Annotated in this window: 24 protein-coding genes and 2 tRNA genes; 13 read left to right on the forward strand and 13 right to left on the reverse strand. The window is 70.3% G+C overall.

Annotated elements, in window-relative coordinates; genetic code table 11:
* The first annotated feature begins 161 nt into the window (after window positions 1-161).
* Window positions 162-629, forward strand: a complete 468-nt coding sequence (locus B7K25_RS13120) for an SRPBCC family protein (protein WP_084106654.1) — start codon at window positions 162-164, stop codon at window positions 627-629.
* A 55-nt stretch (window positions 630-684) separates the two neighbouring features.
* Window positions 685-1,104, forward strand: coding sequence for a DUF1761 domain-containing protein (locus B7K25_RS13125; protein WP_084106656.1), 420 nt, complete (start codon window positions 685-687; stop codon window positions 1,102-1,104).
* Window positions 1,105-1,462: 358 nt separating this feature from the next.
* Here B7K25_RS13125 and B7K25_RS13785 read toward each other — a convergent pair whose 3' ends face one another.
* Entirely contained in the window at window positions 1,463-1,966 is a 504-nt protein-coding gene (locus B7K25_RS13785) for a hypothetical protein (RefSeq protein WP_159450214.1), read from the reverse strand.
* 43 nt (window positions 1,967-2,009) lie between these two features.
* On the opposite strand from B7K25_RS13785, the gene B7K25_RS13130 reads away from it, so the two are divergent.
* From B7K25_RS13130 to B7K25_RS13145, 4 genes are all read left to right on the forward strand, one after another.
* Window positions 2,010-3,443, forward strand: a complete 1,434-nt coding sequence (locus B7K25_RS13130; protein ID WP_159450215.1) for a bifunctional diguanylate cyclase/phosphodiesterase — start codon at window positions 2,010-2,012, stop codon at window positions 3,441-3,443.
* Complete coding sequence (locus B7K25_RS13135) at window positions 3,444-4,019, forward strand: DUF5317 domain-containing protein (protein WP_084106660.1); 576 nt, start codon at window positions 3,444-3,446, stop codon at window positions 4,017-4,019.
* Between the two features lie 221 nt (window positions 4,020-4,240).
* Window positions 4,241-7,921, forward strand: coding sequence for a fibronectin type III domain-containing protein (locus B7K25_RS13140; protein WP_084106661.1), 3,681 nt, complete (start codon window positions 4,241-4,243; stop codon window positions 7,919-7,921).
* Window positions 7,922-8,000: 79 nt separating this feature from the next.
* Window positions 8,001-8,450, forward strand: coding sequence for a hypothetical protein (locus B7K25_RS13145; RefSeq protein ID WP_084106662.1), 450 nt, complete (start codon window positions 8,001-8,003; stop codon window positions 8,448-8,450).
* Window positions 8,451-8,459: 9 nt separating this feature from the next.
* Here B7K25_RS13145 and B7K25_RS13630 read toward each other — a convergent pair whose 3' ends face one another.
* Window positions 8,460-9,143, reverse strand: coding sequence for an endo alpha-1,4 polygalactosaminidase (locus B7K25_RS13630; protein ID WP_144019023.1), 684 nt, complete (start codon window positions 9,141-9,143; stop codon window positions 8,460-8,462).
* A 247-nt stretch (window positions 9,144-9,390) separates the two neighbouring features.
* Between B7K25_RS13630 and B7K25_RS13790 the strand changes: the two genes are divergently transcribed.
* Entirely contained in the window at window positions 9,391-9,552 is a 162-nt protein-coding gene (locus B7K25_RS13790; protein ID WP_159450216.1) for a hypothetical protein, read from the forward strand.
* Window positions 9,553-9,617: 65 nt separating this feature from the next.
* Here the strand turns inward: B7K25_RS13790 and B7K25_RS13795 are convergent, their stop codons facing one another.
* From B7K25_RS13795 to B7K25_RS13170, 5 genes are all read right to left on the reverse strand, one after another.
* Complete coding sequence (locus tag B7K25_RS13795) at window positions 9,618-10,328, reverse strand: spherulation-specific family 4 protein (RefSeq protein WP_159450217.1); 711 nt, start codon at window positions 10,326-10,328, stop codon at window positions 9,618-9,620.
* Window positions 10,325-11,833, reverse strand: coding sequence for a hypothetical protein (locus B7K25_RS13800; protein WP_159450218.1), 1,509 nt, complete (start codon window positions 11,831-11,833; stop codon window positions 10,325-10,327). The genes B7K25_RS13795 and B7K25_RS13800 overlap by 4 nt, the downstream gene beginning before the upstream one ends.
* Window positions 11,830-13,278, reverse strand: coding sequence for a GT4 family glycosyltransferase PelF (gene pelF / locus B7K25_RS13160; protein WP_144019021.1), 1,449 nt, complete (start codon window positions 13,276-13,278; stop codon window positions 11,830-11,832). Before pelF ends, B7K25_RS13800 begins: the two co-directional genes overlap by 4 nt.
* On the reverse strand, window positions 13,275-14,279 hold the full coding sequence (gene galE / locus B7K25_RS13165; protein WP_084106664.1) for a UDP-glucose 4-epimerase GalE: 1,005 nt from the start codon (window positions 14,277-14,279) through the stop codon (window positions 13,275-13,277). Before galE ends, pelF begins: the two co-directional genes overlap by 4 nt.
* 423 nt (window positions 14,280-14,702) lie before the next feature.
* Window positions 14,703-14,776, reverse strand: a tRNA-Gly gene (locus B7K25_RS13170).
* Between the two features lie 80 nt (window positions 14,777-14,856).
* Between B7K25_RS13170 and B7K25_RS13175 the strand changes: the two genes are divergently transcribed.
* Window positions 14,857-14,930: transfer RNA gene (locus tag B7K25_RS13175), tRNA-Pro, on the forward strand.
* 16 nt (window positions 14,931-14,946) lie between these two features.
* On the opposite strand, the gene B7K25_RS13180 is transcribed toward B7K25_RS13175, so the two are convergent.
* The 3 genes from B7K25_RS13180 to B7K25_RS13190 all read right to left on the reverse strand — a co-directional run bounded on the left by B7K25_RS13180 (window position 14,947) and on the right by B7K25_RS13190 (window position 18,039).
* Window positions 14,947-15,378, reverse strand: coding sequence for a hypothetical protein (locus B7K25_RS13180; RefSeq protein ID WP_084106665.1), 432 nt, complete (start codon window positions 15,376-15,378; stop codon window positions 14,947-14,949).
* A 77-nt stretch (window positions 15,379-15,455) separates the two neighbouring features.
* Window positions 15,456-16,865, reverse strand: coding sequence for an FAD-dependent oxidoreductase (locus tag B7K25_RS13185; protein WP_084106666.1), 1,410 nt, complete (start codon window positions 16,863-16,865; stop codon window positions 15,456-15,458).
* On the reverse strand, window positions 16,858-18,039 hold the full coding sequence (locus B7K25_RS13190; protein ID WP_084106667.1) for an MFS transporter: 1,182 nt from the start codon (window positions 18,037-18,039) through the stop codon (window positions 16,858-16,860). Before B7K25_RS13190 ends, B7K25_RS13185 begins: the two co-directional genes overlap by 8 nt.
* 171 nt (window positions 18,040-18,210) lie before the next feature.
* Here B7K25_RS13190 and B7K25_RS13195 point away from each other — a divergent pair, with 171 nt between their 5' ends.
* Window positions 18,211-18,807 (forward strand): TetR/AcrR family transcriptional regulator, encoded by a 597-nt coding sequence (locus tag B7K25_RS13195; RefSeq protein WP_084106668.1) that lies wholly within the window; start codon window positions 18,211-18,213, stop codon window positions 18,805-18,807.
* Window positions 18,808-18,835: 28 nt separating this feature from the next.
* Here B7K25_RS13195 and B7K25_RS13200 read toward each other — a convergent pair whose 3' ends face one another.
* Complete coding sequence (locus tag B7K25_RS13200; RefSeq protein WP_084106669.1) at window positions 18,836-19,420, reverse strand: GNAT family N-acetyltransferase; 585 nt, start codon at window positions 19,418-19,420, stop codon at window positions 18,836-18,838.
* A 166-nt stretch (window positions 19,421-19,586) separates the two neighbouring features.
* On the opposite strand from B7K25_RS13200, the gene tig reads away from it, so the two are divergent.
* Window positions 19,587-20,933: a trigger factor gene (gene tig, locus B7K25_RS13205; RefSeq protein ID WP_084106670.1), complete on the forward strand. Its 1,347-nt coding sequence runs from the start codon at window positions 19,587-19,589 to the stop codon at window positions 20,931-20,933.
* A 161-nt stretch (window positions 20,934-21,094) separates the two neighbouring features.
* Here tig and B7K25_RS13210 read toward each other — a convergent pair whose 3' ends face one another.
* Complete coding sequence (locus B7K25_RS13210) at window positions 21,095-21,604, reverse strand: DUF4190 domain-containing protein (protein ID WP_159450219.1); 510 nt, start codon at window positions 21,602-21,604, stop codon at window positions 21,095-21,097.
* 302 nt (window positions 21,605-21,906) lie between these two features.
* Here B7K25_RS13210 and B7K25_RS13215 point away from each other — a divergent pair, with 302 nt between their 5' ends.
* The 3 genes from B7K25_RS13215 (at window position 21,907) to clpX (ending at window position 24,819) form a co-directional block, all read left to right on the forward strand.
* The gene (locus tag B7K25_RS13215; RefSeq protein WP_200807970.1) at window positions 21,907-22,485 is read left to right on the forward strand and encodes an ATP-dependent Clp protease proteolytic subunit; all 579 of its coding nucleotides are present in this window, start codon (window positions 21,907-21,909) and stop codon (window positions 22,483-22,485) included.
* A 17-nt stretch (window positions 22,486-22,502) separates the two neighbouring features.
* Window positions 22,503-23,231, forward strand: a complete 729-nt coding sequence (locus B7K25_RS13220; protein WP_084106704.1) for an ATP-dependent Clp protease proteolytic subunit — start codon at window positions 22,503-22,505, stop codon at window positions 23,229-23,231.
* Between the two features lie 331 nt (window positions 23,232-23,562).
* Window positions 23,563-24,819 (forward strand): ATP-dependent Clp protease ATP-binding subunit ClpX, encoded by a 1,257-nt coding sequence (clpX, locus tag B7K25_RS13225; RefSeq protein WP_084106674.1) that lies wholly within the window; start codon window positions 23,563-23,565, stop codon window positions 24,817-24,819.
* A gap of 206 nt (window positions 24,820-25,025) precedes the next feature.
* Here clpX and B7K25_RS13230 read toward each other — a convergent pair whose 3' ends face one another.
* A complete protein-coding gene (locus B7K25_RS13230) occupies window positions 25,026-26,033 on the reverse strand; it encodes a hypothetical protein (protein WP_084106676.1) in 1,008 nt (335 codons plus the stop codon).
* Between the last annotated feature and the right edge of the window lie 32 nt (window positions 26,034-26,065).

Below are 26,065 nucleotides of genomic sequence, written 5' to 3' on the forward strand. Positions count from 1 at the left end.
GGGGAAGAACAGCTAGCCGTGGGCGCTGCCGCGGCGGCGCAAACGGGACGTTTCGACGCGAACTCCCACGCGCATCGGCGCTGCGGACGCCAGCCCCACGCGCGATGGCCCTCGCGGGTCTACTCTGAGGCCAACATCACCGGTGGCGAGGGAGCAGGCGGATGGCGACGAGTGCTGTGCACGTCAAGCGCGAGATCCTGGCGGAGCCAGCCGCCGTATGGAAGGTCATCACGGACCTCGACAACGCTCCCAAGGTCATGGCTAACATCGTGAAGGTCGAGCGCCTGGAGGGGGAGGGCTACGAGGTCGGCGTCAAGTGGCGCGAGACCCGCCGCATGTTCGGCAAGGAGGAGACCGAGGAGATGTGGGTCGCCGCGATCGACGAGCTGCGGTCCACGACGGTCGCGGCCGAGATGGGCTCCACCACCTACCGGACCGTCTTCCGCTGCGAGCCCAGCTCGCTCGGCACCACCCTCCACGTCGACTTCTCCGCCGACACAGGCAACTCGAGCCTCGGCCAGCGGCTGGCGTGGGCCGTGTTCGGCAAGATGGGCATGAAGGCGACGGAGAAGGCGCTCGTGCAGGACCTCGACGACATCGCCAAGGCCGCCGAGCACAGCAAGCGTTGACGCGACGAGCGCCATGCACTGAGGCGGCCACGGCCGCGCGAGAGGGGAGAGAACCATGGAGTGGCTGACATTCGAGGGGATCCCGTGGCTCGGGGTCGGTCTCGCGTTCCTCGCGACGTTCGTGCTGGGTTGGTTCTGGTACTCGCCGCAGGGCTTCTTCAAGCCGTGGCAGCGCGCCGTCGGGTTCACCGACGAGCAGATGAAGGACGCGAGGATGGGTCTCGCGTTCGGGCAGATGGTGCTCGGCAACGTGCTCGGCCTGCTGCTGCTGTCGGTGCTGCTGGTCGCGCTGGGCATCGACTCGTGGGGCGCGGCGGCGCTCACCGGGGCCCTGCTCGGCTTCGCCTTCCGCGGCGGCGCGCACCTGCTTCACGACGGCTTTGCGATCCGCGGACCCGTCGCGACCTGGATCGACATCGCCCACGACACGTTGGCGCTCGCGATCTCTGGCCTGATCATCGGCCTGTTCCTGTAGATTGCCCGTGTTTTGACCCTGGTATTTCGCGCATTGTTCCGGCAGGATGAAGGTGGTCGCCGGCCGGCGGCCGCAACCAGAGCGGATGGCGCGACGGTTCTGCGGCTCATGACGATGCAACCCTCAGGTGCCTCGATCGCGGGCGGGGACGGCCCTGCCATCCCTGCATCAAGGGAGAGATCCATGAGCAAGTGGACACGATTCCGCACCAACACCGCCGTTCGCGTGGGCGCCAGCGCTGGCACCCTCATTGCTGTAGCCGCGGTGGTCGGCGCGGGTTGGAAGTGGGGTTGACCCCACGCTCGAGCGAGGCTGCCCGGGGGCGTTCCGCCCGCCGGGCGGCCTCGCGTCTCTCCATCTACCTGAGCGTCGTCATCGCGCTCGGAGCGGGCATCACGGTCGCGATCGCCGTGGCGACCGATTGGTCTGAGCTCGCGTCATCATGGGCGCTGGGCCCCGTGGTGTTCCTCGTCGTCGCAGCGGTTGTCGGGGAACTGCGGCCGGTCCGCTTCGTCTCGTCGACCGGCGAGTTGAGGATGCTGACGACGTCGGCTCCGTTCGTGCTCGCGTTGATCCCTGTGGCCGGAGTTGGCGTCGCCCTTGCGGCGCAACTCGTCGCAAGCGCGATCGATGACATTCGGTCACGGCGATCGGTTGTCAAGGCGCTCTTCAACAGCGCGCAGTATGCCTTGAGCGTTGGCGCGGGCGCGCTCGTCTTCACCTCGCTCAGCGGTGTTCCGATGCTCGGCAGCGGCGTCGCGATCGATGCGCCGAGGATTGCGGCACTCCTTGCGGGCGGCGTCGTGATGATCGCCGTCAACTGGGTGCTCGTCGCGATCGTCGTCTCGTTGTCGAGCGGCATGCCCTTGAGCCCCATTCTCCGGGGCGACATTCGCGTATTCCTCGTGACCAACCTGGTCCTCTTGAGCGTGGGCGGCATCGCCGCGGACGTCGCCGCCGACGGCGTGTGGCCACTCGCCTTGCTCGCGCCACCAGTGATCGCCGCACACATCTTCGCCTCCACGGCCGCGCGTCACGCATGGGAAGCGACACACGATGGCCTCACCGGCCTTGGGAACCGTACTCAACTGCACCACGAGTTGGATCGGGCGCTCGGTGCGGGCGCGGGTGTCGGACTCGTGCTGATCGACCTCGACCACTTCAAGGACTTCAACGACACGCTGGGGCACCCGGTGGGGGACGTGATCCTGCGCCAGGTCGGCGAGCGGCTCGTGGACGCGGCGCCTGAGGGCGCCACCGTCCATCGCCTGGGCGGCGACGAGTTCGCCGTGGTGGTGCCGGGCGGACTCGACGCCGCGCACGACGCGGCCATGGCCCTCATCGGCTCGTTCGAGCAGCCCATGGGCATCGAGAAGCTCGAGCTGCTGGTGCGGGCGAGCGCCGGTGTGGCGGCGGCCCCCGACCATGGCGAGCGCGGCGACACCCTCATGAAGAACGCCGACATCGCGCTGTACCACGCGAAGGTCGAGAGGGACCGGATCAGCACCTTCTCGCCCGAGTTCGACATCAACACGCTCGAGCGCCTGCAGCTGCTCGCGGACCTCCGTTCGGCGGTGCACGCCAAGGAGCTCACCGTCGTCTACCAGCCCCAGGTCGACCTGGTCGCCGGAGAGATCGTCGCCCTCGAAGCGCTCGTGCGGTGGACCCACTCCGACCGGGGCCAGGTGCTTCCGGACGAGTTCATCCCGCTCGCGGAGAACTCTGGACTGATCTTCCCGCTCACGGAGCTCGTGCTCGACCAGGCGCTCGCGGACCTGCGCGTGTGGCGCGACGCGGGCCACGACATCCGGATGTCCGTCAACCTCTCGGCTCGTCACCTGTCCGACCTCGGCCTGCCGCAGGTGGTGGCGGAGATCATGCGCCGTCACGCCACGCCTGCTGGCGCGCTCGTGCTCGAGGTGACGGAGACTGGAATCTTCTCCGACCCCGCGCGAGCGGACCTCGTCCTGCGCGCGCTGCGCGGCAACGGCGTCGAGATCGCGATCGACGACTACGGCACGGGCAACGCCTCGCTCAGCTACCTGCGGCGGCTCAAGATCGACGAGCTCAAGGTCGACCGCTCGTTCGTCTCGAACATCGGCTCCGAGGACCACGACCGGATCATCGTGCGGTCGACCATCGAGCTCGCTCTCGCTCTCGACCTGCGCGTGGTCGCAGAGGGCGTCGAGGACGCGGACACGGCACAGGCGCTCCAGGAGCTCGGCGGCGTGATCGCCCAGGGCTACCACCTCGGGGCCCCGGTGCCGGCGGAGCAGGTGGTCTCGCGCCTCGAAGGTGCCAGCCACGGCTCGGCGCGCCTGACTCGAGGGCAGGGCTGAGTGCTCGTCCTCGCCGTCTGCGTGCTCGCGTTGCTCTCGCCGCTGGTCGCGGGCCGGTGGCCCGCCGGCGTCGTCATGGGCACCTGGCGCTGGCCGTGGCTCATCTGGGCCGCGCTCGCGACCCAGATCGTGATCATCGAGTTCGGCGCTCCGGGCGCTCTCGCGCCGATCCTTCACGTGGCGACCTACGTGCTGGCGCTGGCCTTCGTGTGGCTCAACCGCACGTCGCTCGGGCTCGTCGTCGTCGGCGTTGGCGCGTTCCTCAACGGCATGACCATCGCGCTCAACGGCGGCACGCTTCCTGCGCGTCCCGAGGCGGTCGAGGCCGCTGGGATCGACGTCGACCATGCCTTCGTCAACGCCGGGGTGATCGAGGACCCAGTGCTGCCGTGGCTCGGCGACGTGTTCGCCTGGCCCGAGCCCCTGCCGCTCGCGAACACGTTCAGCGTGGGAGACATCCTCATCGTGGCTGGCGTGGCGATCGCGGCGTGGACGGGTGCGGCCCGCATCGGCGAGGGCCCACGTCGCGAGGCGCACGACGGCGCCGGTGCCAGCGAGGGGACCGCGGCCGCGTAGGTAGTTCGGCCGCGGGCTGTGACCGAGACGCGCCCGTGGGTCCTCCCGCTAACTCTTGCGGACCCGTCGCGGGGAACTATATTCTGGCGGCGCCGAACGTCGCTGGGAGATCGCGAAGCCGCGAGCTCCCGTAGGGGTGGGGACTGGCGTCGCGTGACACGAGGGGTCGATCGCGAGGAATACGACTTCGGTCCCCTGGCTCATCTCATGAGGGGAAGCTGATGAGCGCATTCAAGGGGTACCGTCTGGCCTCCGCACAGCGGGGCATCGTCGCCGTCATGCTGGCGCTGTTGCTTGCGACGGTGGTCACCGTCGCGGGTTCGCGATCAGCGGGCGCGGACGAGGTCGAAGGCGCGGGCGTCGACCTGCGTGTGCTGGTGCTCGGCGATAGCGACCCCTTCAACGGGCCGCATGACCAGGCAGACGCGATCATGGTGCAACTGGAGCGCGAAGGTGTCCCATACACCGTGGTCAACCCTGGTGACCCCGGTCGCCCCGTCCTCGACGAGGCATTTCTCGTCGACAACGCTACCGGTCGCGGCCGGTTCCAGGCCGTGGTGATGCAGAACCAGAACCCGGGCCTCGCCACCGAGGAGGTCCAGGCGCTCGCTCTCTACGAGCGGCTCTTCGGCGTGCGGCGGGTCAACGCGTACGTCTACCCCGGCACAGCTACGGGACACGCGGGACCGCCAGCCGACGGGGGCACACTCGATGGAGCCGAGCTCACCGTCACCGACGCCGGTCTCGCGGGCCCGTTCACCTACCTCAATGGGTCGCTCACCGTCGACGACTTCGACCCCGCCGTCCAGGAGAGCTATGGCTACCTCGTCGGACCGGCCGAGGACCTGCCCGATGGCGAGACCTTCACCTCGCTCATCGACGCGACCCACAATGGGCTGACGGGCTCGCTCATGGGGGTGTACTCCCACGGCTATCGCGAAGAGCTCTACATCACCGCGAACTACAACCAGTACCAGCAGTGGTTCAACGAGCTCGCCCACGGCATCGTCACGTGGATGACACGCGGCATCAACCTTGGTCACCACCGCAACTACTTCTCGCTGCACGTCGACGACATCTTCGTGGAGTCCGCCCGGTGGAACGTCGACGGCAACTGCACGCCCGGCGACGTCGTCGACTACTGCGGCGACCCGTCGGACAATGCGGTGCGCATGACGGTCGATGACGTCAGCCGACTCGTGTCGTGGCAGAACGAGCACGACTTCACCTTCGACATGTACTACAACGCTCAGGGCAGCGATCAGGCCATCGCGGAGAACGGCAGCGATCCGCTGACCGATGCCTTCCTGGCGGTCAAGGACCAGTTCTTCTGGAGCAACCACACCTACTCGCACCCCTTCCTGGGGTGCATCCAGGTGCAACCGACGGAGGTCGGCCAGACCTGGCGCTGCGGCACCGAGGCCGACCTCGAGGCCGAGAACGTTCCCTTCGAGAACCCCGAGTACATCGCGGACGGGGACTACGAGGTGAGCGACGGCATCCTGTGGTTCTCGCAGGACGCCATCGAGGAGGAGATCGGCCGCAACGTCACCTGGGGCCTCGACCACAACCTCCCGAACTTCGACCCGTTCGCTCTCGTCACAGGTGAGCACTCGGGACTGCTGACCACCCCGCAGCAGCCGGTCGACAACCCGTACTTCAGCCTGGCGCTCGCGAGTCAGGGGATCACCTTGACCGCCTCGGACGCGTCGCGCGAACGCGACCCGCGACCGGTGGGCAGCTCCGGTGCTGTGACCGTCCCGCGCTACCCGATGAACATCTTCTACAACGTCGCGACCTACCGCGAAGAGGTCGACGAGTACAACTGGATCTACACGACGCGGGCCAACGGCGGCAGCGGCATCTGTGAGGACAATCCGCTGACGAGCACGTGCATCACGCCGTTGCCCAACGCGAACGACACCGAGGCCGAGGCGAGCTTCCTGAACTACATCGTGCCCATCGAGGTGCGCAACGCGTACCGGCCGATCGTCACGAACGACCCGCGTCCGTTCTACTCCCACCAGGGCAACCTCGCTGAGGACGGCCTGATCCTCACGGTGGTCGAGGAGATCCTCGAGCAGTACCGGGCGTCCTACGACACAGCGAAGTCGCCGCTCATCACGACGGAGATGCGGCGCGCCGCCGTGGCGATGAACCGTCAGGACGCGTGGGAGGACGCGCAGGACGACGTCGTGGCCTACATCGATGGCTCCGGCGTCCACGTGTCGAGCCCGTCCGGGGCCCTCGTGCCGCTGACCGTGCCGGCTGGTACCACCGTGAACGGGCCCGAGCTGTCCTCGTACGACGGCGCGCTGTCGGGCTGGTTCACGTCGTCCGCCGCGGACACCGTCGTCGCCGTCCCGGCCGAGCCGTTCGGCGGCTACGTCGGCCATGACGTCCCGGCGGCGCCGACGGACGTCGTCGCGACCCCGCGCAGCGAGAAGGTCACGGTCACGTGGTCCGCGCCGGCGACGACGGGCAACTCGCCGATCACCGGCTACGGCCTCGAGTACTCGACCGACGGCGGCGGGTCGTGGACGTCCGTCTTCGCGCCCGAGGCAGGCAACCTGGAGACCAGTCACCTCGTGACGGGCCTGACCAACGGGACGTCCTACGTGTTCCGCGTGGTCGCGGTCAACGCTCTGGGCGCGAGCGCGTGGTCGGCATCCAGCGCCGCGGCCACGCCGCAGCGGATGGTGCCGACCAAGGTCACGGGTGCCACGGCCTTCGACGTCACGGAGACGTCCGCCAGGGTGTCGTGGGAGGCGCCGGACAACGGCGGCTCGACCATCATCATGTACCAGGTGCGACGTTCCAGCGACGGCGGGTCGACGTGGCTTCCCGGCTACGCATGGGTGATGGGACAGCCGGCACCGACCGCGCTGACCGTCACCGGCCTGACGCCAGGTACGGAGTACGTCTTCCAGGTGGTGGCGCGGAACTCGCTCGGGTGGTCCCCGGGGTGGTCGGCCTCCTCGGAGCCCGTCTCGACCATCGCCGTGGAGCCGCCGTCGGCGCCACTGTCAGTCGTCGCGACGGCTCGCAGCGAGAAGGCCACTGTCACGTGGGACGCTCCGGCGACCGAGGGCACCTCGCCCCTGACCGGCTACGGCATCGAGTACTCCAGCGACGGCGGTAGCTCGTGGACGAGCGTCTTGGCGCCCTCGGCAGGTGTCCTCACCACGAGCCACACGGTGACGGGCCTGACCAACGGCACGTCGTACATGTTCCGCGTGGTCGCGGTCAGCGCCGTGGGGCCCAGCGAGTGGTCGGCGCCGAGCGCAGCCGTCACGCCGCAGCGGATGGTGCCGACCAAGGTCACCGGAGCGACCACGTCGAACGTCACCGCGACCTCGGTCAGGGTGTCGTGGGAGGCGCCGGACAACGGCGGCTCGACCATCATCATGTACCAGGTGCGTCGCTCGAACGACGGCGGGACGACCTGGCTTCCCGGCTACGCGTGGGTGATGGGCCAGCCGGCCCCGACCTCGCTCACGGTGTCGGGGCTGACGCCCGGAACCGAGTACGTGTTCCAGGTCGTCGCGCGCAACGCGATGGGCTGGTCGCCGGGATGGTCCGCGTCGTCCGCACCCGTGACGACGGTCCTTCCGCTGGCGCCCATGGCACTCTCGCGCAACGCGCCCCTCGCCGCAGAGGCGCCGAGCGAGCAGCCTGCGGACACCTCGACTCTCGTCGAGGAGCCGGCTCCCAGCGCGGCGTCGTCCGCCACCGCGCCGACCCAGACCGGGCCCGGCTCGTCGTCGACGTCGGGCAGCGTCAGCGGCGGCTCATCGACGGTGACGCCGCCGGCGGCGCCCACGACGCGACTGACCCTGCCTACGGGATGGGCATCGCTGATCGCCACGGTCCGCACGCCGGTGCGACTGGGCGGTCGATGACCGGGATCGTCGCCCGAGGGTGAGCCCTCAGGACTTGGAACGCGATCGGATCACCTACACACGGGAGGGGAGACGGGCCGTGAGCACACGTCGAGGAGCTCGATCGCTCGGCGCCGTCGTCGGCGTCGCCGCGCTGCTGGCACTCGCCGGATGCTCCTCGTGGACCGACGAGCCGGAACCCACCCGAGGCGGCGAGACGTCGGAGGCGCCGACCGCATCGGCCGATCCGTCGTCCTCGCCGTCCGAGTCTCCGAGCGCCACATCGACTCCCGTGCAGACCGCCGTCGCCTCCGAGGGCGTCTGTGCCGAGGAGTCGATCCTGCACGCGCTCCCGCAAGGCTCCGAGGTCGCGACGTTCCAGTGCGCGCTCGGCTCTCCCTACATGTGGGCAGCGGCCGAGGTCGTCGGCGGGTCGGAGGTCTACTTCATGCGGTCGAACGGGCCGTGGGAGATCGTCGAGGTCACGGTCGCGTGCGGCGACGGCGACGACCGTGCGCCGGACGAGCTCGCGACGCTCTGCCCCCAGTGACGCCCCCTGCTAGCGCGGGCAGGGCGTCCTGGCAGCGTCGAGGTCGAGGTTCTTCTTCATCGAGCTGAACCCCAGCGCGGTGGTGGTGGGGCAGAAGGACGACACGGGGAGGTCGTACTCGACGTGGAGGACGGGCTTGCCCGCCTTGATGAAGGGCGTGAGCATGCCGCACTCGTCGTACTCGGCGCACTGCTCGTTGACCGCGAAGTCGAAGTACGGTTCGAGGGCGGCGACCTGGTCAAGGTCGTTCTTGAGTCCCACGGCGAGGCCGCGCTCGTGCGCGAGTCGCGCGATCGCCCGGTTGTAGGTCGCCTGGTCCTTGGCGGTCAGGTTGAAGCCGCTGTTGTTCTGGTAGCCGTCGACGTTGTCCGGCTCGACGCCATCGAAGCCCTTCTGCGCGCACAGGTCCATGCGCGCCTCCATGATCGGCAGCAGGACGTCGAGCTGGCGCACATCCAGCCATCGCTCATCGGGCCATCCCGACAGGGTGCGCCCGAGCACGGACTCGGGGAACTGCCCGGCATCGGGGCGGTACGACTCGTACGAGCCTGCCGACAGGTAGCAGATGACGTGCTTGCCCTGGGCCTGCATCTGCTTCACCTGGTTGGCCGAGGTGTCGTAGAGGTCCACGTCGTACACCTGCACGTCGAGAGACGTGTCCAAACGTCCCGAGAGCTGCCACTGCCACGTCACGTACGCCGGAGGCTTCCAACGGCCCGGGTCCCCGCCTGAGCCGCCTGACCCCCCGGAGCCACCTGACCCGCTGGACCCGCCAGAGCCGCTGGATCCGCCAGAGCCGCTGGATCCGCCAGAGCCGCTGGATCCCCCGGAACCGCTGGATCCCCCGGAACCGCTCGACCCGCCGGACCCGCCTGACCCGCCGGAGCCACTCGATCCACCGGACCCGCCTGAGCCCTCCTCGCCGTCACCCGTCTCCTCGTTGGCGCTGGGCGACGCTGACGGCTCAGCGGTCGGCGAGCCGGTCGCCGACGGCGAGGGCGTCGCGGATGGCGGGACGGACGCGGTCACCGAGGACACCGTGTCCGGCGATGGCGTGGGGGAGTCCGACGGCGGTGGAGGGCTCGTCGCGCAACCGGCGTAGACCAGCGGGACCATGGCGACCATGACCCACGCTGCGGACCGCCGCAACAGCCTCATCTGCTCATGCTAACGACTCATGGCCGCGGCACGCTCGTGGTGTCGGAGCTCGCCGAGCAGCCGCTGCGGGACATCGCTCCACGGATTGTCGCCGCGCCGATGCGTGAGGAAGACGCTGCCCACATGATGCTGCGTCGCAAGGTCGACTCCTTCCGAGTACATGCTGCGGGGGAGCGAGTGCACGAGGTGGCAGAACCGACTCGCGGGATACCGCTCGGCCCACGCTGGGGTCGTGAGGTTCGTGTACTGCGCCCAGGTGCCCTCGAACGTCACCGTGACGTTGGCGAGGTCGACGTAGCCGCGATGCGGCTCGGTGCCGGCGTTGAGCACCACGAACGGCGCGCCCGCGGTTCGCGCCGCCGCCACGCACTGCGCGTAGTGATCGAGGTCGTCGAGGCCGCTGCTGACCTGGTCCATGAAGACCCCCTGCACGCCGTAGCGCTCGCGGAAGGTCCGGACCTCGGCGCCGATCTCGGCCGGCGTGCAACGCCCGTAGTCCGTGTCGACGTAGCCGACGATGCGGACGCCTGCACCGCGCAGCTCCTCGATGACGGGAGGGTACGCGGGGTCGAGCCGCTCGCCCGGGCCGTTGTGGGGGTTGACGATGACGAAGCGCAGCAGCGGAGCGATGCGGACGAGGCGGCGCCACCTCTTCTCCGCCACCGCCGGATGGAAGTAGGCGGGGACGGCCAGCGTGAGCGCCGCGCGAGCGTCGTTCATCGGTGGGCCCCCGCGCGCGTGTAGTAGTACGCCGCCGCGGGCATGAGCGTCAGCAGCAGGCCGGTGAAGACGGTGAGGTGCGTGATGACGAGCACCTCGGGCGACTCGCCGATCAGCGCGAGTCGCAGCACCGTGTCGAGGCAGACGGCCCCCAGGGTGAGGCCCAGCGCCAGCCGGTGCCGGCCGAGCGAGAGCAGCAGGGTCGCGCACAGGAAGGCCATGCCGAGCACGCTGTACGCCACGGTGCTGAGCACGAACGGCTGCTCGGACTGCTGGGGGAAGAAGGCGATGACTGCGCAGGTGAGCGCGCCGAGCACCCCCGCGTAGAGCAGCGCGGTGAAGGCGAACTCGCGTCGGGCGAGGATGCGGAACTGCGCGACGGACGTCGTCCGCCGCAGGTCCGCCGCCGCCCGGCTGCGCAGCCGGTACACGAGCCACTCCGCGATGCCCAGACTCGCGACCAGCGGCAGCATCATGAGCGCCACCGGACCCGCGGCGACGGTCACCTCGGGGTGGCCGATCACGTCGATCACCGCGAACGAGGCCAGGCCCGCGGTCGCCATGCCGTAGAAGACGTACGACCATCCCATGCCACGGTCGACGCGGACGAGCCCGAACCCGTCGCGGAGGTGCCGCACGGTGTCGCGCGGCCGCGTTCCGAGGCGCGTCCATGCGGCCACGGCGGCACCCGCGACGCACAGGGCGAAGGTCGCGAGCGTGGCGGGCGCGGGCAGCAGCGACACGCCGGACAGCTCCATCACGGCCAGCGTCACCCCGGGCGCGATCACCGCCAGCAGGCGAAGCTCGGCGTTCATCACCATGAGCACCGTGGCCGCGATGAGGTACAGCACGAGGCAGCCAGCGAGCACCGACGCAGGCGAGACGGGGCCCGTGAGCCCGCTGACGAGCACGACGAGGCCGCCAAGGACGGCGCCTCCGACGATCGCCGTGCGGAACAGGGCGATGGCCGCGCTCGGCGAGCCGCGTCCGGTGAGCGCATGTCCGAGCACCGAGACGCCTTGTCCGAGGCCCGACGCGACGATCGTGGTGCCGATGAGCAGCGCGGCGTCGAAGCCCGCTTGCAGCATGATGAGCGCGACGGCATAGATGAGTCCGGGAAGCCCGTACAGCAGCCCGCGCAGAAGGTGGATCCGGAGCGGCTTCCTCCACGGGTCGACGGGGACCACTGCCGCGGTCGGTCGCCGAGGCACGAGGTCGTACATCGCCTCGGCAAGCTCGAACACGCTCGCCGCTCCGTACTCGGTCCGCGCCTGCCGGTCGCTGACCCCGGCCGCCTCGAGCCCCGCGGTGATCTCGAAGGGGTCGACCGCCTGGGTGCACAGGTCGTTGTGGGTGCGAGTGAGCTGCGCGACCCGCGTGAGGCTGCGCTGCTCCGGACCGCTGTAGGTCTCCGCCTCGAGCCGCTCGTCGTCGAGCGGCTGCTGAACCGTCCAGGCGAGCCCCGAGATGAGCGCCCCGGCATCGAGCGCCGTCGGTGCGCTCATGACGCGGTGACCAGCTCGAGCCCTGTGTCGGCCGGCGCCAGCGACGCCGCGGTCGCGCGGCTGTACAGGCCGCGGAACGTCTCGAGCATCTGTCCGAGCTGGAAGAGGTTCAGCGCGCGTGCGCGTGCCTGCTCCGACATGTCGTGCCGGCGGGCGTCGTCCGTCAGCAGCGTCACGCAGGCCTCGGCGAACGCCTTGGGGTCCCGCGGGGGCACCAGCATGCCGGCGTCTCCGACGAGCTCGGGGATCCCGCCCACGTCGGTCGACACGGTCGAGCGGCCGCACATCATCGCCTCCATCACGGTGTACGGCAGGCCCTCGGAGATGCTCGACAACGCGACCACCGTCGACTGCTCGTACGCCCGCGTGACGGGGCGGATGGGCCCCTCGAAGCGCACCTGCGCCTCGATGTCGAGATCGGCGGCGAGGTCGCGCAGACGCTGCTCGTACCGAGCGTTGCCGGGGGGCGTGGGCCCGAACAGCCGGAGCACGGCGTCAGGAACCTGGGCGTGGACGAGCGCGAACGACTTGATCAGGGTCTCGAGGTCTTTGAGCGGGTCGATGCGGCCGACCCATCCCACGGTGCGGACCTCGGGCTCCGCGCCCGCGGGCTGGAAGTCGTCCGCGAGGATCCCGTTGAACGCCGTCTCGATCGCGTCGGGGTCGGCGCCGTGTCGCGTCTCCCACCGCTGGTTGTAGAGGTTGACCGGGGCGATGGCGTCCGCCGCTGCGTAGCCGGTGGCGCACAGCCTCCTGAACAGCGCCAGCACCACCGTCTTCACGGGCCAGCGGTACCGGATGTCGCGAAAGGCGAGATAGCGTTCGCGCAGGTAGACCCCGTGCTCGGACATGATGACCGGAGTGCCATAGGTCCACTTCGCCGCAAGCGCCAAGAGCATCGGGAGCCCGTTGGACACCGTGTGGCACAGGTCGGCCCGCACGACCGGCGCCGACAGCGGGCGCAGGAAGTGCTCGATCAGCTCGGTGGCCTGGACGGCGTCGAGCATCGTCATCGGGTCGGACGGGTGGAGATCAGCCCACACCTCCGACAGCGCGGCGATGGACGAGTCCGTCTGGAGGGCCGCCGTCAGGTCACGGGACTGGGCGAAGTCGAACAGCTGGCGCAGCGCGCGAGTGAAGGCGCCCTGTTCCGCCTGGGTGCTGAGCGCGGTGTGGAGGAACGGGCGGTACAGGTCGAGGAAGGCCTCCTCCTCGACGCCCGTCGGCTCGCGCCGCGACGACGACGCGAGATCCCACAGCGCGACGATCCTCAGGTCGCTGACGTTCGGGGCCATCTCGAAGGCCGCCTTCTCGCGGGAGCTGCCCGCAACCGCGACGACGTCGTACTCGTGCTCGTGGAGCCCGCGGATGAGCTGGTCGCACCACGTGCTGACGCCACCCGTCACGAACGGGTAGGAGCCCTCGGCCAGGAGCGCGACCTTCATGACGCGCTCGAGCCGCCGAGCGCTGGCACCGGTGACGAGTCGGGTCGGCTCGCCTGTGCGCCGCGCCAAGCGCTCTCGACCATGGCGGTCAAGCCGTGGCGCGCGCGCCAGCCCAGGATCTCCTCGGACAGGCCGGTGGCGGCGACCATGCTGGCCGGATCCCCGGCGCGGCGCGGCGCGATGACCGGCGTGGTGTCGAGCCCGGTCGTCGCGCCGATGGCGTCGAGGACCTCGAGCACGGTGTGGCCCACGCCGCACCCGACGTTGACCGTCTCGTCGACCCTCGCGTCGGTGACGCGTCGCACCGCGGCGACGTGCGCCGACGCGAGGTCCTCGACGTGGATGTAGTCGCGCACGCAGCTCCCGTCGCGCGTGGGGTAGTCGTCGCCGAAGACCACCGGCTGGCGACCTTCGCTCAGCGCCCGGAACACCAGCGGGAACAGGTTGGTCCCGCCGACCTCCGCGAGGTCGGTGTCCCCGCACCCGACGACGTTGAAGTACCGCAGGCTCATGATGCTGAGGCCGAACGCCGCGGCGGCGTCCCTGATCATCCACTCGCACATGAGCTTGGTGCGCCCGTAGGGACTGTCGGGAAGCGTGGGGGAGTCCTCCGCCACCTGCGCGGCATCGGACGTCCCGTACACGGCGGCGCTCGACGAGAACACCAGGTTGCTCACGCCCTCGGCGACCATCGCCTCGAGCAGTGTGAGCACCCCGACGACGTTCTCGCGGTAGTAGTGGAGCGGCTGCTCCACCGAGACCGGCACGGACTTCTTCGCGCCCAGGTGCACGACGCCGGTCACGCCGTGATTGCGCAGCGTCGCGCGCAGCAGCTCGCCGTCGAGCACCGAGCCCGTGATGAGCGGAACGTGGTTCGGAACCCGTGACTCGAGGCCGCTCGAGAGGTCGTCGAGCACGACGACCTGCAGCCCTTCATCCACCATGGCGCGGAGCACGTGGCTCCCGATGTAGCCGGCTCCCCCTGTCAGCAGCCAGGACATGGACACCCCCTCAGATGTCTTGCTCGGTCACCCCTCAGTGCCGATGGCGTGTGCAGGGCTCGATGTTCTCGGACGCCGCGCCATCGCGGGACCCCTGCGCGTGTGTGGTCGTGGCGCAGGAGAGCCCTGCGAGTCGAGTGGCGTGAGGGTGGCGACGAGGCGTATGCCTTCGAGTCGCGCAGCCCGACGGCCGCGTAGCGCGGCCGTCACAGCGCGTGCAGGTCTGGTGCATCGGACGTCCCCCCCGGCGACGTGGCAACCGTTCGCTCCCGCGACGCACCCCCGTCGCGTGAAGCCTTGCCCCTCTTGAGACAGAGACTAGCCGAAATCGGGCCAGAAGTCGCGGGGAATTTTGGTGGTGGCTGCGACCAATCCGAGGGGGTCTGGGGAGACCGTCGGGAGCGGCGTCCAGCGGCGTCAGCGTGGAGCGGGTGACGGGAATCGAACCCGCGTAATCAGTTTGGAAGACTGAGGCTCTACCATTGAGCTACACCCGCACTGCCGCATGCGCGGCGCGTACTAGAGTAGCGGAGCCCGGCCACGCCGGGGGACAGCGCCTCTCCGATGCGAGGGGCGACGGGGTGTAGCGCAGCTTGGTAGCGCATCTGCTTTGGGAGCAGAGGGTCGCAGGTTCAAATCCTGTCACCCCGACGAACGCCGCGGACGATCAGCTCGCGGCGTCGACGGACTCGGCGAGCGCGTGGTCGACGACGAGTCCCATCACCTCGGGCAGTCCCGCAGCGATCTTGCGACCCGCGACGAGCCAGTACAGCCAGCCGAGCGGCCCGGTCGCGCGGACCCCGTGCCGCACGCGCAGCCCCTCGGGTGACGGTGCCATGTGGTGCGGGAAGCGCAGCGCGCCCAGCGGCAGCACGATCTCGAAGTCCATCGCCTCGCACTCCTTGAGCTCAAGGAAACGGATGGTCTGCTTGCCGCCGGACACCAGCGTGCCGCGTGCTCCCACCGTGGGCGGCGTCGGGAACTCGCACGCGTCCACGCCCGGGTCGTCTGTGACCCAGTCCGCGGGTGTGGTCCATCGCTTCCACACCGCCTCGGGCGCGGCGGTCGTGAGGACGGTGTGGGAGCGGTGCAGTGCCATGGGGTCTCCTGGGTCGGTTCGTGGGGGTGGTGTGTGGCGCCGATGCGGGTCTGGGGAGGGCCGATGCACGGGCTGGGTCAGACGGCCGCGGCGACGGCAGTTGCGGTGGCTGGGACGAGGGACCGCCGCGCGTCGCGCGCGGCGCGCTTGCCGGCGCGGATCGCGCCGTCCATGAAGCCCGTCATGGTCTGCGCGGTCTCGGTCCCTGCCCAGTGCAGCGGCCCCACGGGGGTCGCGACGGCTGCGCCGACCGAGGTCCAGGCGCCGGGGCCGGGGACGGCGGTGGGACCGCCGAGGATCCAGGCCTCGCGTGCCCACCGCTGCTCGGCGTAGTCGACGGGGGCCAACGCATCGGACCCGAAGACCTCGGCGAAGGAGCCGAGCGCGCGCGCCCGGCGCTCGGGATCGGGCAGCGCGTCCCAGGCACGTGCGTCGTCCCCGCCGATGAACCCCAGCAGCACCCCGCGCGACCCGTCGGCAGGGCTCGCATCGAAGGTGGCGCACACCGGCCCCGACGATGACTGCGCTTGGCCGCTCAGCGGCTCTCGTTGCCCACGCCCCGAGCCGTCGCGCCAGAAGGGACGCTCGTAGATCGCGTACGCCTTGGACAGGGTGCCCTGGGGCCAGTGCGCCCCCAGCGAGGCCCACGGCTCCGGAAGAGCAGGGGCGAAGCGGAGCCGCGCGCGGGCCGCCGGAGGAACCGCGACGATCGCCCGTCGAGCCCGGACCGTGAGGTCTGCGGCGACGGCGGTGACGCCGTCGTCGTCCCACTGGAGCGAGTCCACCGGGGTGGACAGGCGCACCGAGCCAGCGAGCGCATCGGCCATGCGGACGCTCAGCTGGGCGGCTCCGTCGTGGAAGTGGCGCTGCTGGAGGCCGTCCGTGGTGCCGAGCAGCGGCCACAGCCCGCCCGCCTGGCGCGCGTAGTGCAGGACGTGGAGGAACGAGATCTCCCGCGGCTCGCACCCCCACGAGGTGCGGGTCACGAACGCGAAGAGGGTGACGAGGAGGTCTCCGCCGCCGTGCGCGCGCAGCCAGTCCTCGAGGGACTGCGCGTCCCACTCCTGAGCGCGGGGAGCTGTCCAGGGGGCGTGGCTGGGGACGGACTGGGAGAGCCGGTCGATGGTCGCCATGACGGCGCCGAGCTGCGCGAGCCGCACGGGGCCGATGGGGAAGGCTGCGCCCGTGTAGGTGCGCCGGCGCGCGCCGAGCACCATCGCCTGCGCGCCCTCGTCGTAGGTGGGGAAGGTCGCCATCCCGAGCTCGTGCGCGAGCGCGGCCACGTGGTCCTGTCCGGGCCCGATGAACGTGCCGCCGAGGTCGACGGTGACGCCCGCGACCTCGGCGGAGCGCGTGCGGCCGCCCACGCGGTCGGTCGCCTCGAGCACGAGCACGTCGAGCCCGGCGGCGGTCAGCTCGCGGGCAGCCGTCAGGCCCGAGAGTCCCGCGCCGACGACGAGGACGTCGGTGGTGAGGGTGTCAGGCATGGTCTCCTCCAGGGGTGAGCGGCGCGGTGGGTCGCGGGACGCGGTACGAGCGGACCGCGAGCAGCGCCGCGGCGACGAGGACGGCGGGCATGACGATCGCGGCGCGCAGGCCGATCGCCTCGGCGATGACGCCGGTGGCGCCCGAGCCGATGAGCACCCCGAGGTAGTTGAACAGGTTGAGGCGAGCGACCACCTCGTCCTGGTGCTCCGGTGCGAGGTCGCCGGCCGCGGAGAAGCTCAGCGGCGCCATGAGGCCGATGCCGAGCCCGGCGCAGCCGAAGGCGAGGACCGCGACCCATGGCGCGGGAGCGAGCGAGGCGACCAGGATCGACCCGGAGGCCGTGACGATCGCGGCGGAGAGCACGGGCGCCCGTCCCAGGCGCATGACGAGGCGGTCTCCGGCGAGCCTGCTGATCAGCGAGCACGCCTGATAGGCCGCATACCCGAGGGGGACGACCACGGCGAGGGCGTCGAGCTCCTGGTCCAGGAAGACCGAGCTCCAGGTCCCGATCACCGAGTCGCCCACGTACGAGACGGCGACGACGACGCCGAAGACGACGATGCCGGACCACGGCAGCCGGGGGCGCGGGCCGGCGTCCGCGGAGCCGCGCTCGGGGTCAGGGACCAGCCGTCCGCGTACTGCGAGAGCGATGCCGAGCCCTGCCGCCGCCGCGACGCCATACGCGACCTCGAACGGGAGGTCCAGGCCCGCGACCGCGGAGACGACGAGCGCTCCGGCGATCGCGGCGACCGTCTGCACCGCGTAGAAGCCGGCGATGAGCGAGCGCCCCGCAGCGCGCTGGAGCGTCAGCCCCTGCATGTTGTTGCCGGCGTCGGCCAGGCCCACGCCGAGACCGAACAGGGCGAAGATGGGGAAGAGCGCCGCCAGCGGCACGTCGAGCATGGCCAGAGCCACCGCGGCCGCCTGGATCGCGAACGCCGGCGGCAGCAGCGCCGCCGAGCCCCATCGGGTCGCCAGCGCGCCGGCGAGGACGGACCCGACTCCCGCGAGCACGACGGTGCCAAGGATGACCAGCGACACCTCGGCCTCGCCGATGCCGGTGCGCTCCTCGATGCCCGGCAGGCTCGTGAGCACCACGGCCATCATGAGGCCCTGCGCGAAGAAGCCGGCGCTCGCCCACAGGCGCTGGGCGGCGAGCTCGGTGGTGGTCATGGTGCCTCCCGGGGACGTGGCGACGCTGTCACGTTATAGAGCAGGTGATCTAAAAAGGTTTCACCTGTGTAAAACCTAGGTTTCGTCGCCCGAGGCTGGCGGATGCCACGCGGTGACCGTTCGCCCGCTCGGCTACCCTGGCCTCGCCCCAGATGACGCGAGGAGGTGGCGATGGCTCCCAAGATCGTCGACCACGAGGCGCGCCGCGAGGCGGTGCACGAGGCTGTGTGGCGCGTCATCGGCCGGGTGGGGCTCGACGCCGCCTCGACGCGCGAGATCGCGCGCGAGGCTGGCCTGTCGCTCGGCGCGCTCAACCACTACTTCGCGGACAAGGACGAGCTGCTCATCTCCGCCCACGAGCTCGGCTTCCGCCGCGCGCGCGAGCGCATCCTTGAGACGGGCCGCGGCAAGCGGGGGCTCGCGGCCCTCCGGCACGCGCTGTTCGAGTCCCTGCCCCTCGACGAGGAGCGGTTGCTCGAGGCCCACGTCGACATCTCGTTCGCCGCGCACGCCGTCACGAATCCGCGCATGGCGGCCGTGCGCCGCGAGTCGCACGCCGAGGTGCGGCGCCTGCTCTATGGCGTGCTCGGGGAGGCATCCGCGGCGGGCGAGCTGCGCGACGGCGTCGACGCCGAGCGGACGGTCGACGAGTACCTGACGCTGGTCGACGGGGCCTCCGTGGACGCGCTGATGTACGGACTCACTACCGCCTACCGCGACCGACAGGTCGCGCTCGCCGAGGCCTTCCTCGCTCGCTTGGCCGCGTAGGCGCGGTGGTCCCGCTTCGCGGTCCCCGTCAGCGCAGGTCGAGGCGCATGACGGCGCGCCGAGGCGTGGGGCGCGACACCTCGGTCATGCCCGCCGCGGCGAAGACCGACACCGCTCCGACGTACAGCGACGACACGTCCGCGTCGCCGACGACCGGGTAGCCCTCCACGGCGCGAGCGCCGGACGCGCGGGCGTGGTCGACGGCGGCTCGTGCGAGCTCCCGCGCGAGGCCGCGGCCTCGGTGAGCCTTGCGCACGACGAAGCAGGTGATCGCCCACACGTCCGGATCGGTCCGGTCCTCCTCGCGACCCGTCCACGGCACCCGGGCGGTGAGCAGGCGCGGGTATGCCACGCGGGGCTCGACCGCGACCCAGCCCGCGGGCTCGTCGTCGACGAACGCGACGAGCCCCGTGGACTGCTCACCGGGTTGGCCGCACCGTGCCTGCTCGACGAGCGCATCGGCCCTCGCCTGCGTCCCTGTCGCCTTCCACTGAGACTGCGGCAGCTTGAACCACTGGCAGCGGCACGAGCGGGCGTCGCCGCCCTCGCGCATGACGAGGTCGAGGTCGTCGGCCGAGGCCTCGTTCGCCGGGACGATGCGCACGCGGCTCATGCCGTCAGGCTACGACGAGGCGGCCGGGCGCACGTCAGTGCGGCCTCGGCTGAGAGCGAACCGATTGGGCGTGAGCGTACGCGGCGACTAGACTCGTGGGGTTGCCTGCCTGCGGCGCGCCCGCATGCGGCCCAGACACCACACCCCATCCATCAGGAGCACCTACGTGACCAGCGCCCTCGAGAAGATCGACGCCACGACCGTCAAGCTGACGGTCACCCTGACCGCCGAGGACATCAAGCCCTCGATGGACCACGCCTACGAGCACATCGGCGAGCAGGTCCAGATCCCCGGCTTCCGCAAGGGCAAGGTGCCGCCGCGCATCCTCGAGCAGCGCGTGGGCAAGGGTGCCGTCATCGAGCACGCCGTCAACGACGGACTGCCCGGCTGGTACTCGGCCGCGGTCGAGGAGCAGGAGATCCGCCCCTTCGGTCAGCCCGAGGTTGAGGTCGTGAAGATCCCCGGCTCGGAGGACGGCTTCGAGGGCGTCGAGTTCACGGCGACCGTCGAGATCCGCCCCGAGGTGACGCTGCCCAAGGCTGAGGACATCACCGTCGAGGTCGAGCCCGTCGAGGTCTCGGACGAGGACGTCGAGGAGCGCCTGGGCAACCTGCGCGAGCGCTTCGGCTCCCTCAAGACCGTCGACCGCCCCGTGGCCGACGGCGACTACGTGACCATCGACCTCGCCGCGACGCTCGACGGCGCGGACGTCGACAACGTCCAGGGCACCTCCTACCAGGTGGGCGCCGGCAACATGCTCGAGGGTCTCGACGACGCCCTCATCGGCCTGTCCGCCGACGAGGAGACCACCTTCGAGGCGCCGCTGGCCGCTGGCGACCACGCCGGCAAGGACGCGCAGATCACCGTCAAGGTCACCGCGGTCAAGGAGCGCGAGCTCCCCGAGGTGGACGACGACTTCGCGCAGCTCGCGTCGGAGTTCGACACCGTCGACGAGCTCAAGGAGGACCTGCGCTCGCAGGCCGCCCGCATCAAGGCCAACAACCAGGCCGTCGAGGCTCGCGAGAAGCTGCTGGACGCCCTCAAGGAGGCGACCGACTTCGAGCTGCCCAAGAAGGTCATCGAGGCGGAGGTGCACGCGCACCTCGAGAACGAGAACCGCCTCGAGGACGACGAGCACCGCGCCGAGGTCACCGAGGAGGCGCACAACGCGCTGCGCGCGCAGATCCTCCTCGACCAGCTCGCGGACGACCTCGAGATCGAGGTCCAGCAGAACGAGCTTCTCGACTACCTGCTCAACGCTTCGCGCCAGTACAACATGGACCCGAACACGTTCATCCAGCAGGTCGAGCAGGGCGGCCAGATCCCCGCGATCGTCGCCGAGGTCGCGCGCTCGAAGGCCACCGCCTTCGCGCTGCGCCGCGTCACCATCAAGGACACCGCGGGCAACGCGGTGGACCTGTCCGACGTGATCGGCTCGGTCGAGGACGAGACGAAGGCTGACGACTTCGACGAGGCGGCCGTCGCCGCCGCCGTCGAGGACGCCACCAAGTAGCTCCACGTCACGAAGCCCGGTCGACCTCGCGGTCGACCGGGCTTCGTCGCATCTGGGGCCCGTTGGTTCGATGGCACGTGTCTTCAGATGACACAGGGTCTTGAGATGACACAGGGCCGATGCGCCGGTCGCCTTCCCGTCAGGCAGGGGTGGTGACGGGGTCAGGGACCGGTGAGACTTCCGGCGGACTCCCACGCGGCGGCGGTGTCCGTGCACCACTCGGCGGGGCTGTCGCCAGCGCACTCGGAGATCAGGCCGCCGACCACGGCAGAGAAGAAGATCACCGCGATGATCGCGCCGACGATGAACATTCCGAGCAGCACGTAGCCCGTGATGACGCCCGCGAGGCTGATGCCGCGGTTGTCGGCCTCGCCGCGTTTGGCGGCGCTGAGGCCCAGGTGCCCGAAGATGATGCCGCCGACGACGCTGATGCCCGTGAAGAGGCCGGCCAGCGACAGCACGAGCGACGTGATGCCCATCCAGTTCTTCTCGGTGCCGGGCTGTGGCCCCGTCGGCGCCGGCGCGTACTGCTGGGCATACTGCGGCTGCGCGTAGCCGGGCTGGGCGTACTGGGGCGCTGCTGGCTCGGGCGCTGCAGGCTGGGGCTGTGGCGCGGCCGCGGGCTGAGGGGGCTGCGGCGCGGCGTTCGGGTCCTCGGATGAGGTGGTCATGGTGTCCTCCGTGAGTCGTCTGCCATCGCTCACCACTGACGCTACGGAGGAGGGCCCGGCCAGCGCATCGGCCGTGCGCCCGACTTGCGACCCTCCATCGCTCGGGGGACACCCCGAGCCCCGGCTAGGGGTGCTGTCAGCGAAACCCAGCGAGCGCATCGGCGCTGCTGTTCACCCCGTAGCGAAATGGGGGCCGAATCGGCATGACCGCGGCCTTGCCGCCGTTAGGTTTGACGCGAGAAGCACTGGACGAAAGGACTGACGTGAGCGACACGATCACCGCCCGCGGCGACGCCGGAGGGATGGGGCTGAGCGACTCCATCTTCAACCGCCTGCTGCGCGAGCGCATCATCTGGCTGGGCGACGAGGTGCGCGACGACAACGCGAACGCCATCTGCGCGCAGATGATGCTGCTGGCCGCGGAGGACCCCGACAAGGACATCTACCTGTACATCAACAGCCCCGGCGGCTCGATCACCGCGGGCATGGCGATCTACGACACCATGCAGTACATCAAGCCCGACGTCGCGACCGTCGCGATGGGCATGGCCGCCTCGATGGGGCAGTTCCTGCTGTCGTCGGGTGCGCCCGGCAAGCGCTTCGCCACGCCGCACGCCCGCGTCATGATGCACCAGCCCTCGGGCGGCATCTACGGCACCACCACCGACGTGCGCATCAACGCCGAGCTGATCATGCACATGAAGCGCACGCTCGCGCAGCTGACGGCCGACCAGACCGGCAAGTCGCTCGAGCAGGTGACCAAGGACGCCGACCGCGACCGGTGGTTCACCGCGGACGAGGCCAAGGAGTACGGCTTCGTCGACAAGGTGATCACCCACGCGGCCGAGGCCGGCGACGAGTCCCAGGGAGGCAAGGCGTGAGCGAGATCTACCAGGCCATGCAGGCAGCCGGTCGCACGGCGGGCTTCGGAGGGGCGGCTCCGGCCGGACCTTCGTCGCGCTACATCCTGCCCTCGTTCGAGGAGCGCACCGCGTACGGCTTCAAGCGTCAGGACCCCTACGCGAAGCTGTTCGAGGACCGCATCATCTTCCTCGGCGTGCAGATCGACGACGCCTCCGCTGACGACGTCATGGCGCAGCTGCTCGTGCTCGAGTCCCAGGACCCCGACCGCGACATCACGCTGTACATCAACAGCCCCGGCGGCTCGCAGACCGCGCTGACCGCGATCTACGACACCATGCAGTACATCAAGCCCGAGGTACAGACCGTGTGCCTGGGCCAGGCGGCCTCCGCCGCCGCGGTGCTGCTCGCCGCGGGCTCGCCCGGCAAGCGCCTCGCGCTGCCGAACGCCCGGGTGATGATCCACCAGCCGCGCATCGAGGGCGGCGCCCGCGCGCAGGCCTCGGACATCGAGATCTACGCCGAAGAGATGGTGCGGATGCGCGAGTGGCTCGAGTTCACCCTCGCGAAGCACACCGGCCAGGACCAGGAGACCGTGCGCGACGACATCGAGCGCGACCGCTTCCTGTCCGCGCAGGAGGCCAAGGAGTACGGCCTCGTGGACCAGGTGCTCGAGTCCCGCAAGGGCGTCGACACCGTGGCTCCCGAGGACCGCGCCGCGGCCGCCGCGATCGCGCCCCGCAAGGACATCAAGAAGGACAAGTAGTCCCTCTGCCCGATGCGAGCGGCCGTCCCCGATGGGGGCGGCCGCTCGTGCGTTCGGAGGGCGTTGGCTGCAACGTGGCTGTGACGTGGCCGCACAGCGCGTCAACGCTCACCCAACCGCCGGGCCGCCCGGCGCGAACCAGAGATGTGAGACCTGGCGAGGGCGCATCGGCCCTCCGGCAGGTGCCTGAGGCACGCTCGTGTGTCCGTCGCGTGTCCTCGGGGTCACGGTATGGCCACGGCGGGCCTGAAGGCGGCGCGTCGCTCGGCGCGTGTCGGAGGCCGTAGGTAGCCTGGACGAAGATGGCGGCGGACCATAGGTGGAGGCCTAGATGACGCGACCGGCGGACAGCGGCGACCTGCTGAAGTGCTCCTTCTGTGGCAAGACCCAGAAGCAGGTGCGCAAGCTCATCGCGGGCGGTGGGGTGTACATCTGCGATGAGTGCATCGAGCTGTGCAACGAGATCATCGAGGAGGAGTTCGCCGAGGCGGCGCAGACCGAGTTCACGGAGCTGCCCAAGCCGCGCGAGATCTTCGACTTCCTCGAGCAGTACATCGTCGGCCAGGACCAGGCCAAGCGGGCCCTGTCCGTCGCGGTGTACAACCACTACAAGCGCGTGCGTGCCCAGGAGGCGCGGCCCAAGGACGACGACGGCGTCGAGATCGCCAAGTCCAACGTGCTGTTCATCGGACCCACCGGCACCGGCAAGACCTACCTCGCGCAGACCCTCGCCCGGATGCTCAACGTCCCGTTCGCCATCGCGGACGCGACCGCGCTGACCGAGGCCGGCTACGTGGGCGAGGACGTCGAGAACATCCTCCTCAAGCTGCTGCAGGCCGCCGACTACGACGTCGAGAAGGCCCAGCGCGGCATCATCTACATCGACGAGATCGACAAGGTCGCGCGCAAGGCGGAGAACCCGTCCATCACGCGTGACGTGTCGGGCGAGGGCGTGCAGCAGGCGCTGCTGAAGATCCTCGAGGGCGCGCAGGCGTCCGTGCCGCCGCAGGGCGGGCGCAAGCACCCGCATCAGGAGTTCATCCAGATCGACACGACGGACGTGCTCTTCATCCTCGGCGGCGCGTTCGCCGGACTCGAGGAGATCATCTCCTCGCGCGTGGGACGCAAGGGCATCGGCTTCGGTGCGCAGCTCAAGGAGGCCGACAACTCGGACCTCTTCGCTCAGGTCACTCCCGCGGACCTGCACAAGTTCGGCCTCATCCCCGAGTTCATCGGCCGCATGCCCGTCATCGCGACCGTGTCGCCGCTCGACGTCGACGCGATGGTGTCGATCCTCACCGAGCCCAAGAACGCGCTGGTCAAGCAGTACCAGCGCATGTTCGAGCTCGACGGGGTAGAGCTCGAGTTCGATCGCGACGCCATCGAGGCGATCGCGACGCAGGCGCTCGAGCGCGGCACCGGCGCACGCGGACTCCGAGCGATCATGGAGGAGGTCCTCCAGGACACCATGTTCGACGTGCCCGGCCGCGAGGACGTGGGCCGCGTGCTCATCACGCACGAGGTCGTCATGGACCGCGTGACGCCCGCGTACGAGGCGCGCGAGGAGCCCCAGGAGGGCGCGGCGTAGGACTCGGTCGTCCTCGCGCTGGCCTCGCGCCCGCCGGGTCGCCGCCCGTCGCGTTCTCGCTGCTCGCGGCGTAGCGCGCCGTTGCGCCGATGCGCCTTCTCCCGCCTTGGCGCGGTGTTGGTGGCTGGCTGTCGGTTTCGCGGGGCGCGCCCTTCCTGTTGGTGGATCGCTGTCGCTCGCCGCACTCCGTCCCGCACCGCCCGGGCCTAGCGTGGTGTCGGTGGCTGGCTGTCGGTTTGGCGAGGCGCGCGTTTCCCAGTGGTGGGTCGCTGTCGCTCGCCGCGCTCCGCATGAGCGGCCGCGCGCGCCGCAACCGCCCGGTGCACGACGCCGCGGCACCAGTCAGCGCGTTCGGTGAGGTCGCGCGAGGCGAGGCGGATGGTCTGGATGCCCATCGCGGCCAGGATGGCGTCCCTGCGAATGTCGCGTACGCGCTGCTCGTCGGTCCGGTGCCACCGCGCGCCGTCGAGCTCGACCGCGGTGCGCGTGAACGGATCGAACATGTCGAGCCGGAACAGGTCGCCCTCGAAGAAGACCTCGTGCTGGCGGATGAACTGGTCGAAGGCCTTGCCCGCGAAGACCTTGCGAAGGCTGTGCTCCTCGAGCCAGCTCTCTGCACCGCGCTCCGCGGCTTCGATGCGACTTGTCAGCCGCCGCCGAAAGCGGATGCGCGGCACGTCCACGAGCGCCTGGCGGAGCTGGCGGACATTGGTGAGCCGCCGGGCCACGGCTCCGAACACCACGTCCGACTGCTCATCGCGAGAGAGGTCCCCGAAGGCCTGGGCGATGGCGACGGCGACACGTGCGCACGTAAGGCCGGCTGCTGGCAGCGGGTCCACGACGTAGGCCACGCGTAGCGTCCTGAGCCAGTCCGCGCACTCGCGGTGATCGGCCTGCGGCACGGTGATCGTGATGGTGGGCCCCGGTTCGTCGACGAGCGACCACGCGTAGAGCGCGGACCGGCCGGCGAGGGCAGCACCGGGTCCCGCCCAGGTGAGGGCCGCATCGGCGCGTGCCTGGAACGAGTGCTGGTGCTCGGCCGCCACGTAGGTGTTGGGCAGGATGCGGACGACCTCGCCACGCTCCACCGCGGTGCGGAGCTTGCGGTCGCTCGTGAGCGAGATGAGCTCGGCCCGCGTGAGCGCGAGGGGTTCGCGGCGCAGCAGCTCAGCCGGGTCGTCTCCACCCGACGGCAGCGCACGCAACGATCGCATGCCTGCTGTCTAGGCGATGCGGGCCCGCGCTC

The organism is Demequina sp. NBRC 110056 (genome assembly GCF_002090155.1).
Taxonomy (GTDB): Bacteria; Actinomycetota; Actinomycetes; order Actinomycetales; family Demequinaceae; genus Demequina.

Excerpts from the sequence above, each read along its gene's own strand:
- B7K25_RS13120 (WP_084106654.1), top strand. The coding sequence starts at position 162 with ATGGCGACGAGTGCTGTGCACGTCAAGCGCGAGATCCTGGCGGAGCCA.
- B7K25_RS13125 (WP_084106656.1), top strand. The coding sequence starts at position 685 with ATGGAGTGGCTGACATTCGAGGGGATCCCGTGGCTCGGGGTCGGTCTC.
- B7K25_RS13785 (WP_159450214.1), bottom strand. The coding sequence starts at position 1,966 with ATGCCGCTCGACAACGAGACGACGATCGCGACGAGCACCCAGTTGACG.
- B7K25_RS13140 (WP_084106661.1), top strand. The coding sequence starts at position 4,241 with ATGAGCGCATTCAAGGGGTACCGTCTGGCCTCCGCACAGCGGGGCATC.
- B7K25_RS13795 (WP_159450217.1), bottom strand. The coding sequence starts at position 10,328 with ATGAACGACGCTCGCGCGGCGCTCACGCTGGCCGTCCCCGCCTACTTC.
- B7K25_RS13800 (WP_159450218.1), bottom strand. The coding sequence starts at position 11,833 with ATGAGCGCACCGACGGCGCTCGATGCCGGGGCGCTCATCTCGGGGCTC.
- pelF (WP_144019021.1), bottom strand. The coding sequence starts at position 13,278 with ATGAAGGTCGCGCTCCTGGCCGAGGGCTCCTACCCGTTCGTGACGGGT.
- galE (WP_084106664.1), bottom strand. The coding sequence starts at position 14,279 with ATGTCCTGGCTGCTGACAGGGGGAGCCGGCTACATCGGGAGCCACGTG.
- B7K25_RS13180 (WP_084106665.1), bottom strand. The coding sequence starts at position 15,378 with ATGGCACTGCACCGCTCCCACACCGTCCTCACGACCGCCGCGCCCGAG.
- B7K25_RS13185 (WP_084106666.1), bottom strand. The coding sequence starts at position 16,865 with ATGCCTGACACCCTCACCACCGACGTCCTCGTCGTCGGCGCGGGACTC.
- B7K25_RS13190 (WP_084106667.1), bottom strand. The coding sequence starts at position 18,039 with ATGACCACCACCGAGCTCGCCGCCCAGCGCCTGTGGGCGAGCGCCGGC.
- B7K25_RS13195 (WP_084106668.1), top strand. The coding sequence starts at position 18,211 with ATGGCTCCCAAGATCGTCGACCACGAGGCGCGCCGCGAGGCGGTGCAC.
- B7K25_RS13200 (WP_084106669.1), bottom strand. The coding sequence starts at position 19,420 with ATGAGCCGCGTGCGCATCGTCCCGGCGAACGAGGCCTCGGCCGACGAC.
- B7K25_RS13210 (WP_159450219.1), bottom strand. The coding sequence starts at position 21,604 with ATGACCACCTCATCCGAGGACCCGAACGCCGCGCCGCAGCCCCCTCAG.
- B7K25_RS13215 (WP_200807970.1), top strand. The coding sequence starts at position 21,907 with ATGGGGCTGAGCGACTCCATCTTCAACCGCCTGCTGCGCGAGCGCATC.
- B7K25_RS13220 (WP_084106704.1), top strand. The coding sequence starts at position 22,503 with ATGCAGGCAGCCGGTCGCACGGCGGGCTTCGGAGGGGCGGCTCCGGCC.
- clpX (WP_084106674.1), top strand. The coding sequence starts at position 23,563 with ATGACGCGACCGGCGGACAGCGGCGACCTGCTGAAGTGCTCCTTCTGT.
- B7K25_RS13230 (WP_084106676.1), bottom strand. The coding sequence starts at position 26,033 with ATGCGATCGTTGCGTGCGCTGCCGTCGGGTGGAGACGACCCGGCTGAG.